The organism is Phormidium pseudopriestleyi FRX01 (assembly GCF_017313335.1).
GTDB lineage: Bacteria > Cyanobacteriota > Cyanobacteriia > Cyanobacteriales > Laspinemataceae > Laspinema > Laspinema pseudopriestleyi.
This window is the reverse complement of record NZ_JAFLQW010000675.1, coordinates 1-10175: the sequence shown is the minus strand read 5'-3', so window position 1 is coordinate 10175 and position 10175 is coordinate 1. Positions and strand designations below refer to the sequence as shown.

10 protein-coding genes and 1 pseudogene are annotated in these 10175 nt (G+C 45.1%); 4 read left to right on the top strand and 7 right to left on the bottom strand.

The window, feature by feature from the left end; translation table 11 throughout:
• The 3 genes and pseudogenes from J0895_RS25370 to J0895_RS25360 all read right to left on the bottom strand — a co-directional run.
• Nucleotides 1-278: pseudogene (locus tag J0895_RS25370) on the bottom strand (AAA family ATPase); the annotation flags it as partial.
• 112 nt (nucleotides 279-390) lie between these two features.
• Entirely contained in the window at nucleotides 391-1005 is a 615-nt protein-coding gene (locus J0895_RS25365) for a DUF4276 family protein (RefSeq protein WP_207090757.1), read from the bottom strand.
• Nucleotides 999-2195, bottom strand: coding sequence for an AAA family ATPase (locus tag J0895_RS25360; protein WP_207090756.1), 1197 nt, complete (start codon nucleotides 2193-2195; stop codon nucleotides 999-1001). The genes J0895_RS25365 and J0895_RS25360 overlap by 7 nt, the downstream gene beginning before the upstream one ends.
• Nucleotides 2196-2696: 501 nt before the next feature.
• Here J0895_RS25360 and J0895_RS25355 point away from each other — a divergent pair.
• Entirely contained in the window at nucleotides 2697-3671 is a 975-nt protein-coding gene (locus J0895_RS25355) for a metal ABC transporter solute-binding protein, Zn/Mn family (protein WP_207090755.1), read from the top strand.
• 5 nt (nucleotides 3672-3676) lie between these two features.
• Nucleotides 3677-4507, top strand: a complete 831-nt coding sequence (locus J0895_RS25350; protein ID WP_207090754.1) for a metal ABC transporter ATP-binding protein — start codon at nucleotides 3677-3679, stop codon at nucleotides 4505-4507.
• A gap of 96 nt (nucleotides 4508-4603) precedes the next feature.
• Here J0895_RS25350 and J0895_RS25345 read toward each other — a convergent pair whose 3' ends face one another.
• On the bottom strand, nucleotides 4604-5011 hold the full coding sequence (locus tag J0895_RS25345) for an ArsR/SmtB family transcription factor (protein ID WP_207090753.1): 408 nt from the start codon (nucleotides 5009-5011) through the stop codon (nucleotides 4604-4606).
• A gap of 63 nt (nucleotides 5012-5074) precedes the next feature.
• On the opposite strand from J0895_RS25345, the gene J0895_RS25340 reads away from it, so the two are divergent.
• The gene (locus J0895_RS25340) at nucleotides 5075-5977 is read left to right on the top strand and encodes a metal ABC transporter permease (RefSeq protein WP_207090752.1); all 903 of its coding nucleotides are present in this window, start codon (nucleotides 5075-5077) and stop codon (nucleotides 5975-5977) included.
• Here the strand turns inward: J0895_RS25340 and aguB are convergent.
• From aguB to J0895_RS25325, 3 genes are all read right to left on the bottom strand, one after another.
• A complete protein-coding gene (aguB, locus tag J0895_RS25335; protein WP_207090751.1) occupies nucleotides 5955-6815 on the bottom strand; it encodes an N-carbamoylputrescine amidase in 861 nt (286 codons plus the stop codon). The two genes, J0895_RS25340 and aguB, sit on opposite strands and share 23 nt — an antisense overlap.
• A 212-nt stretch (nucleotides 6816-7027) precedes the next feature.
• On the bottom strand, nucleotides 7028-8095 hold the full coding sequence (locus tag J0895_RS25330; RefSeq protein ID WP_207090750.1) for an agmatine deiminase family protein: 1068 nt from the start codon (nucleotides 8093-8095) through the stop codon (nucleotides 7028-7030).
• A gap of 294 nt (nucleotides 8096-8389) precedes the next feature.
• Entirely contained in the window at nucleotides 8390-8596 is a 207-nt protein-coding gene (locus J0895_RS25325; protein ID WP_207090749.1) for a hypothetical protein, read from the bottom strand.
• Nucleotides 8597-8759: 163 nt separating this feature from the next.
• Here J0895_RS25325 and J0895_RS25320 point away from each other — a divergent pair, with 163 nt between their 5' ends.
• Nucleotides 8760-10052 (top strand): aminopeptidase P N-terminal domain-containing protein, encoded by a 1293-nt coding sequence (locus tag J0895_RS25320; RefSeq protein ID WP_207090758.1) that lies wholly within the window; start codon nucleotides 8760-8762, stop codon nucleotides 10050-10052.
• Nucleotides 10053-10175: the final 123 nt, after the last annotated feature.

The window sequence follows — 10175 nt, the reverse complement described above, 5'->3', positions numbered from 1 at the left end:
TTGATTTCAGTTTGACCCTGAATTGGGGAGGGAATCGGAGGGCGTAACCGGGCGCGATCGCGAGAGTCTGTATCCAGAAAATACAGTTTGCGATTGCCAGAATAAAAGGCAATTCGCTGATATCCTTGAGCTTTGAGATAGCGATGCAATGCCTGTTCGATATCTTGTAAGATTAAATCTTCACTACAAAACGAATCACTGGTATTTGCTCCATATAAAAGCAGAAAGCGATCGCCGCTTTCTTCACGAATTCCTTGGGTGATCCGTTCAATTGTCACGCTGGTTTTCCTCTCCTGATATTCCCAACAATCCCGGTTCTCTAAACTGTCTCTGCTGAATCTATCATCTTTTTGTCTATCTGTAGGTACTCCCTTTTGTTTCATGGGGAAATCAGCTTTTGAGAATTTCCTCAATCTTCTGGAAGAGGCGATCGCAATGTTCAGAAGCTCCTCGAACTTTTTGAACATCAATCTGTTTCAACAACTCGCAGCCATGTTTTATTTTTTGATATTCTCCTTTTTGGGTTTGGCGCGTTGCCGCCTTCAAACTGGGTTCCAACCTATCCTTGGGAATGTCTTCAATATTAGAGTTTTTGGGAAGGGAATTGGCTTGAAATCCTTGTCCGTAAAACGTGTTTAATGCATCAATGTCAGCCATGAACCAAGCTTCCATTGCTTGCACCATCAGATGACATTGATCATCCTCAACCTTCAACGAATCCCAGTTATCTCTTGACTGCAAATGCTGCCAAGGTTTTTGAGTTACGGGACCCTCTGAGTCTACTAATAGAATATTATAAGCATCAGGATGGTCGGCCAAAGCATTTTTAAAATCTCGATAGGCAGCATTTCGCCGACCACAGACAATTAAGTTACACTTAATTTTTCGTTCCCTAGCGATTTGAAACAGATCATCGAGGAAACTTCTAAATCCATCTCTGAAAAGGGCTTTGGTATTTTTAGCATCTCCCCCGCCTTCAATATAGACGCGAATTTCTTTTACCATCGATTACCTCCAAGTTCACCCATTCGCCATAAATCTCCAAGGGTGTAATTGTCGAGCCACTTTTTCAGTCGGTTCGGATCCAGACGACGCAATTCGCTACCGAAATCGTTGCGATCGCACACTATAACCGACTCGGGAGAAAGCGCCGAAATGAGAAAATCTGAATGAGTGGTAATAATTAATTGCGTTCGTTCAGAAGCTGCCACCAACATTTCCGCTAGGGTGGGTAGAATATCTGGATGTAAGCCAATTTCAGGTTCTTCAATACATAACAAAGGTCCCGGATTGGGGTGCATTAATAAAGCCATTAAGAATAAAAATCGCAGGGTTCCATCGGAAAGGCGAGTTGCCGGAATTGGATCTTTTAACCCCTGTTCTCGGATAAAAATTTGCACCGTTCCGCCGTAAATATTGATGCTAATTTCTTCAGCTTTCTCATAAAACTTTTTTAAGGTTTCGATGAGGACACGACTTCCAATTTTGTGCTGTAAATTATTCAAAACCAGTCCCAGATTACTCCCATCTTCAAGCAGGGGATATTCTGGTAAATCTGTTTTTTGAGGCAACCGGGGGGCAGCGTCTCGTCCAATTTGCCAATTTCGATATAAGCCGATTTGCGCAAATTGATTACTCAGGTAAGTTAACTGAGGATATTGGTCTGGATCTTTTCTTTGTGACAATACGGATTGGTCTGGACTGAGGGTTTCTCGCTCAAGAGACCGCTTTTTTCGTCCCTCAATTTCTGTTTGAACGTTAATAACTGGGTTTCCTTCTTGATACCGATAGAAAAAATAAGGTTCATTTTCTCCGGGATACGGCTGTTCATTTTCGATCGCCTCGTCTACCAATTCCAGCCTTTGGCCCGTTTCTGTAAACTTCATCTGATAACGCAAAAGCATTTGTCTTCTTCCGTCTTCTGGCGGTTCCAAAGTCGCATCAATTACAGCAATCGGAGATTCTTTCCCCCCTTTCCAGAGAAAATCGCTAATCCCTCCACCTTTACGAATGGGAACCATTAAATCTGTTGGCGTTGCTTTTAACAAGGCAATCGCTTCAATCAAATTAGATTTCCCCGATGCGTTTGGACCAATAATTACATTTAATGGCTGCAATTCTATTTCTTGGCCTTCGTTTCCATAGGATAATATATTTTGTAATCTGAGTTTGTGAATCAATCTTTTTCCTGACACCTTTACCTCCGTTATATTTCTGCTTTTATGCTGAATTTTACATCTTTCAAAGGATTGTTCATCTCGTGCGGATTGCCGCTAACTCGAAAATTCGCGGAATGCTGAAACCTGAAAACTATAGCGCTTCTCGGAATCATGAGATATCCCTAGAAATCAAGAGAGGAGTGAGTTTGCAACAGCCTGCCGTAAGCATCACATCTTAATCGATCAGACGATAGCCAGCAAGATGCTCACACTTCCAAACTCCCCAATCAATAATGTACCTCATAACCTTGAATTAAACAACGCTTTTTTAAGACTGACCCATGAGCGCCATATCTGTAGAGGCGATTCCCTTTCTCGACCCTACAGATTTAGGGTGGATTCTCTATGTATGCGTAAGTAAGTCCTGCTAGAGACGGCAACTGGCCCCTGCTCTTCCCGGAAATTGCTTGTTCAGAATGAGACTTATTCTCGTATAATAGGTAAAATAAGACTCGTGATTGAAAGCCCCTTGAACTCATGGTGATTCCTAAACTGTTAAGCCGATCGCTGATTCCACTGTTGCTATTGCCGATGGCGATCGCCTGTCGTGAACCCGTTGCTGAGACGGAGATTAACACCCAAATTGCGGCATCGGATGCCCCCTCTCTGAATGTTGTAGCCACGTTTTTGCCGATGTATTGGTTTACTCGCGCCGTGACGGGGGATAGCGCACAAGTGCAAGCGTTGATTCCTCCGGGAACCGATGTCCATGAATATCAAGCGCGACCCGCCGATGTGCAGGCGATCGCAACTGCCAATATTTTAGTCAAAAATGGCCTCGGTTTAGAGGAATTTCTGGAAAATACCATTGCTAATGCTAATAATCCCAACTTAACGCAAATTAATGCCAGTGCAGGGATTCAACCTTTAGATAACAATACCCCCGTTGTGAAAGCGGTGGATAGCAGTCATGATCATGACGATGATCATGACCATGATCATGCCGAAGGTAATCCTCATGTTTGGCTTGATCCCGTCTTAGCTCAACAACAAGTTACCACCATTCGAGATGGTTTAATCGCCGCTGATCCGGCCAATCAAGCGATTTATGAAGCCAATTCAGCAGCTTACCTTCAGCAATTACAACAACTGGATGAAGAGTTTCGGCAGACTTTATCCCAATATCCCAATTGTACCTTTATTACGTTCCATGATGCCTATCCTTATATAGCCAATCGGTACAATTTACAGCAAGTTGCCGTTGTGTCTGTACCGGATGCGAGTTTGTCTCCCCAGGATTTACAAAAAACAGTGCAAGCGGTTCAACAGTATCAAGCAAAGGCACTATTTTCGGAACCACAAGTGGAGAATCGAGTGTTGAGAACTCTGGCAACCGACCTCAATTTGCCTTTGTATGAAATTGACCCATTAGAATCGGGACCCCTTGACCCCCAACATTATTTGACCGCGATGCGCGGAAATTTAGAAACGATTGCCAATGCTTGTCGGTAACTACTATGAGAATGGGTGAAGCGTGGGACGGGAATCGCCGGGAATTAGATGCGGCTTTTCCTGGGAATTACTCGATTGTTAAGATTGAAAATCTGAGCGTTTACCGAGGGAATTATACGGCCTTGCGGGATGTTTCTTTTGAATTAAAATCGGGAACAAATATGGCTGTGGTTGGCCCAAATGGGGCGGGAAAAAGTACATTGGTTCAAGCTATTTTAGGGTTAATTCCCCGCAGTTCGGGCCAGGTAGAAATCATGGGAAGACCTTTAGAAAAGTTGGGACGGTTGCGATCGCATCTCGGTTATATTCCCCAGACTTTTCTGTTTGATCGCACCTTTCCCATTTCCGTTGGGGAAGTCGTGGGTCTCGGATGGCAACAACGGGAACCGTTTTCCCTATCAGGAATTAGTAGGTTTCCCTGGCAGTCGAACCCTGAGAAAGAGACAGCAGTCATGTCGGCATTGCGGCGAGTGGATGCCTTGCATTTGCGCCATCGGGCGATCGGTGCTCTTAGTGGGGGACAATTAAAGCGGGTATTACTCGCCTATTGTTTAGTCATGTCTCGCCAATTGCTAATTTTAGATGAGGCATTAGCGGGAGTTGATGTTCAGGGAGAGGGTGATTTTTATACCCTATTAAATGAGTTGAAAACTGAACAAAATTGGACGGTGTTGCAGGTATCCCATGACCTCAATATGGTCAGTCGCCATTGCGATCGGGTGATTTGTTTAAATCAAACCCTCATCTGTAGTGGTGCACCGGATATTGCCTTAGCGCCTCAAAATTTGTTAGCAACTTATGGACCAGCTTTTGCTCACTATCATCATGATCATTGAGGAGACGGGAGAAAAGTTCGTAATAACGACTTCACCCGTTCTCTTAAGTTCGTAGTAACGCCTGAAGGCGTTATCCCCTCCCTTCCCATTCATCCCTCATTCCTCATCCAAATGTTCCGTCACTGCCTCATAGAGACTAACAACATGATTATCCTGAAGTCGATAATAGACCCGGCGTCCTTCTTTGCGATAACTAACCAGGCGAATTGCTTTTAAATTCCGCAATTGGTGGGAAACAGCGGATTCAGTCATTTGGACAATTTCCGCTAATTCATGAACGCAGAGTTCTTTTAATGCCAATGCAGAAATGATTCGCAAGCGATTGGCATCCCCGAGAAAGCTGAAAAACTCCGCCATCCGTTGTGCTTTGTCTTCCTTCAATAGCTGATTTTGCAGACTATTGATATTTTCCAGGTCGATCGCGTGTTCGGAAGTGCATTCGAGTTCATCGGATTCCGGTCGGTTATCCCCGGCCATTTTATCGGTAGAATAGTTAACTGCCATGATTTGGATTTATGGGAAATATCACTAAAAAACTTGAAAACTTGATTATTCTTTCAGACATTAATGATGATAACAAATTTATTGGAAATTTTCAACCCTTCTTTTGGATATTTACTCTTGGGGAATACGGCAGTGACAAACTTCTTGGAATTGCTGAGTTTCCCTTTCATGCAACGGGCGATCGCCGGTGGGGTCTTGATGGGAATTCTCGGGGGGTTCCTCGGCACTTTTGTGATTTTACGCCAACTCTCGTTTTTCAGTCATGCCGTGGGACATTCGGCGTTAGTTGGGGTGGTGTTAGGGGTATTGTTGCAGGTTAACCCGAATTGGACGTTGTTACCGTTTACCCTGTTATTTGGACTCTCCTCCCTGTATTTAATTGAACGCACGAAATTGCCGAGTGATAGTGTGTTTAGTATAGCGGTTTCCGGGGCCTTGGCCATTGGGGTAATTTTGACCAGTTTTATCCCGGGATATCGGGGAAATTTAATGGCGGTGTTGTTTGGAGATATCCTGGCGATCGGGCAAACTGATATTTTCTTAATTATGGGATTACTGGTTGTCAGTTGCCTGTTTTTATTCTCAACTTGGCGACAGCAAATTTTACTTACCCTGAATCCAGAACTGGCCCAAGTTCAAGGAATTGCCGTTGATATTCATCGCTATCTCTTTGTAGTATTGCTGTCTCTAACCGTTGCGATTTCTATCAAAGCGGTAGGAATTTTACTGATTAATGCTTTTCTGGTGATTCCCGCAGCAACGGCCAAATTAATGACTCATCATTTTACCACCTTTATTGCCATTTCTGTACTATTGGGCGCAACCAGTTCTCTGGTGGGAATGCTAGGGTCAGGACTGTTTAATTTTGCCTCGGGCCCTAGCATTGTGGTGGTGCAATTTTCAGTGTTTTTGGCTGTATTAGGCGGGAGTCAAATCCTGACCCTTAAAGTGTTCCGTCGGCAGTAGAGAGAACGCCGTAGAGTTCAGGGCGCCGATCGCGAAAAAAGCCAAAAGAGGCGCGAGTACGGGCGATCGCATCCAAATCAAAGCTGGCACAAATCACCCCTGGGCGATCGCGGTCTAATTCCGCTACCTTATCCCCCCGTTGATTGGCAATAAACGAATGACCATAAAAGGTTTGTCCCTCTTCCGTCCCAATGCGATTTGCCGCCACAACCGGGACAATATTCGCCACCGCATGACCAATCATCACCCGTTGCCAAGGGTCTTTAGTATCTAAATCCGGGTCGAACGGTTCACTCCCGATCGCCGTGGGATAAAACAACAAATCCGCCCCCATTAAAACCATCGACCGGGCACATTCTGGAAACCATTGATCCCAACAAATTCCCACCCCAATTGTACCATAGCGCGTCTTCCAAACTTTAAATCCCGTATTTCCCGGACGGAAATAAAATTTCTCCTCATAACCGGGACCATCGGGAATGTGACTTTTGCGATAAATCCCTAACAGGGTTCCATCGGCATCGACAATGGCAACACTATTATAATAAGCGGGTCCAGCCTTTTCAAAAAATGAAACAGGAATCACCACGTTTAATTCTGCTGCTATCTTTTGAAACAGAGAAATCGTCGGATGTCCCTCCACGGGATGCGCCCAAGCAAAAAATTTATCCCGTTCTTCGCGACAGAAATAATAGCCTTCAAATAATTCAGAAGGCAGGATAATTTGAGCGCCTTTTGATGCCGCTTCTCGGACTAATTCAGTAACCCGAGAAATATTGGTCTCTTTGTCTTCACAGAAGGCGGTTTGTAGCGCAGCAACCGTAACCATTTGAGTCATGTTTGTTAAGTGATGGATAATGGGTGAAGTTGCAACAACCGCTGAGGTTTTTAACCCTAGCCCTGTCAAGGTGTATTTGTAGGGGCGCAATGCACAGGCCCTCTACATGAAATAACGATTTTTCGTCAAGTGTATTTGTAGGGGCGCATTGCGCCCCTACATAAAACAACGATTTTTCGTCATTAAATTTACCACCTTGACAGGGCGGGGATTTAAACCCCCGTCGGTTGTTGAATCGGTTGTTGTTGAGTGATGCAGTGAAAAGCACCTCCGCCTAATAATATTGCTTTTGCCGATCGCCCAATAGTCCGACGAGTGGGGAACAGTTTAGCGATCGCCTCTACTGCTTCTTGATCATACTTTGCACCGTAGGTGGGAACCACAACGGTGCTATTTCCGATATAAAAGTTGGCATAACTCGCCGGGACAATTTCGCCACTGTCATCAACAATTTTACCCGGGGAAGGAATGGTGATTACTTGTAAAGGACGACCTTTGGCATCGGTCATTTCTGACAAATTCTGGGCAATTTCGGTGAGGATTTCGGCATTTGGATCATCCTCATCTCGGGGTTCCATGCACAAGACGACACCGGGAGCAATAAACCGGGCGATCGTGTCAATATGTCCATCGGTATGATCGTTGAGTAAGCCTTGATTTAACCATAACATTTTAGAGACACCAAAGGCTGAGTGCAGAATGTCTTCTAATTCGGATTGGGTGAGTTGGGGATTGCGATTGGGATTTAACAAACATTGACGAGTGGTTAAACAAGTGCCTTCCCCATCTACTTCAATCGCCCCGCCTTCTAGGGTAATAGGGAAATGGTAACTGGGTAAATTGAGGCGATCGCTGATAGTTTGTGCGACTTGAGCATCACCAGGGAGGATATATTTTTCACCCCATCCATTAAAATTAAAGCGGACTGTGGCGAGAGTTCCATCGGGGTCAATCCGAAAAATTGGGCCAATATCTCTCAACCAAATATCCCCAAAAGGAATCATATTAAATCGGGCTGAAATGCCTTTTAAAGCAGCTTCGGCAAGGGTTTTTCCCGCTTCATTCAGGACCAGAATTTCTAACAGTTCGCCACGGCATTCGCCGGAGACAGGATCCGGGTCGGCGATCGCCCGACACAGGTCCACAAATTCACGACGCGCCGCCTCTAAACTCTCCATCCAGAGGTCTTCATGACTGGGAAAAGCCAACCAACAAGCCTGATGCGGTTCCCATTCAGCAGGCATTCGATACGTCACCACAGGGGGAGTTAGGGTAGTCAAGCGCGTTCCTCCAAAGTTTTTCTCCTCTATTGAATATTTTAGAGGATGGGGGGATGGGTCATTTGTCATTTGTCATTTGTCATTTGTCATTTGTCATTTGTCATTTGTCATTTGTCATGGGTCATGGGTCATTTGTCATGGGTCATGGGTCATTTGTCATGGGTCATTTGTCATTTGTCCTGGGTTGATGGGGGGATGGGGGATTACCCATAAAAATAAGGCCGGTTGCCACCGGCCTGGATGCTCATAGTTGGTTTTAAATCCGTTAAAATTGAGGGGAGATACTCTCTACTCTTAGCGCCTTTCTAGTAGAGGCATTGCCAATTTGGAACCGGCTTCGCGACAAATACAGCCGGTGTTGAGTGCCTCCCAGAGCTTTTCCAGCGAGTCGAGATCCGCTGATTTACATCCTTTGGTAGCGAGGACTTGGCGAATTAATGCTTCGGACTCAACGCTGAGGCATCCGGTTTTAAATGCAGATTCTACCAGAAAGTCTATCATAACAGCTACTGCATCCTCTTAAAAAAATTTGTAGATTCCCTAATGTTAGTTTGCGCTATTTTGGAGGAAAGCAGGCCGATCGCGATCGGGAAAATCTGTGATAATAAACACCTGGACACTGTGACAACAATCACTGAAAACCTCGTTTGAATAGAAAATGACCATGATCGAAGCAGCAGAATATCAGCAACGACGGCAGGCACTGATGGAAAAAATCGGCACTGGGACCGCGATTTTTCGGAGTGCGCCGATGGCCGTTATGCACAATGATGTGGAATATACTTTCCGGCAGGATAGTGATTTTTACTATTTAACGGGTTTCAATGAACCCAATGCGGTGGCAGTGTTTGCACCCCATCATGAAGAACATCAATTTGTGCTATTCGTGCAACCCAAGGACCCGGAAAAAGAGGTGTGGACGGGATACCGGATGGGAGTGGAAGGTGCAAAGGAACGCTATGGTGTAGATGAAGCTTATCCGATTAGCGAACTGGAAGAAAAGTTACCGCAGTATTTGATTAAAGCCGATCGCTTATATTATCACTTTGGACGCGACCAGGGATTTAATCAGAAGATTCTCACCCATTGGCAACGGTTGATGAGAACCTATCCGAAGCGGGGAACTGGACCGATCGCAATTCAAGATTCCGGGACAATTTTACATCCGTTGCGCTTGGTGAAAAGTCCCGCAGAATTACAACTGATGCGAAAAGCTGCCGAAATTTCAGTTAAAGCGCACATTCATGCTCAAGAGTTCGCACAACCCGGGCGATATGAGTATGAAATTCAAGCAGAAATGGAGCATTTATTTCGGTTGCAAGGAGGCAATGGCTTTGCCTATCCGTCCATTGTTGCCTCCGGTGGAAATAGCTGCATTTTGCACTATATCGAAAACGATCGCCAATTGCAAGAAAATGATTTGTTGCTGATTGATGCCGGTTGTGCGTATGGGTATTACAATGCAGATATCACCCGAACTTTTCCGGTAAGTGGTGTGTTTACACCAGAACAACAGACGATTTATGATATTGTTTTGGAGGCGCAAAAACAGGCAACGGCCCAAGTGCAGCCGGGGAATCCCTACAGCAAGATTCACGAAACGGCGGTGCGGGTTTTAGTGGAAGGATTAATGGAAATTGGACTCTTGAATGGAGACATTGAAGAAATCATTAAAGAGGAAAAATATAAGCCGTTTTATATGCACCGGACTGGGCATTGGTTGGGGTTAGATGTGCATGATGTGGGAGTCTATCAAAATGGAGAAGACCCGCAGAATTTGCAACCGGGAAATGTCCTAACTGTAGAACCGGGAATTTATATCGGGTTGGAAACGAAACCTGTGGAAGGACAACCGGAAATACCCGACTGCTGGCGGGGAATTGGGGTGCGGATTGAGGATGATGTATTGGTGACTCCAGATGGACATGAAGTCTTAACCGAGGGCGTGCCTAAATAAGTTTGAGAATGCCTGTTTTGCAAGGGTTAGGAGTGGGGGTTGTGGGCCTATTTTGGCCTTATTCAGGGGGTTTGACCCCCTATTACTAGCCCTGACAAGCTGGTAAATTTGATGACCAAAAAT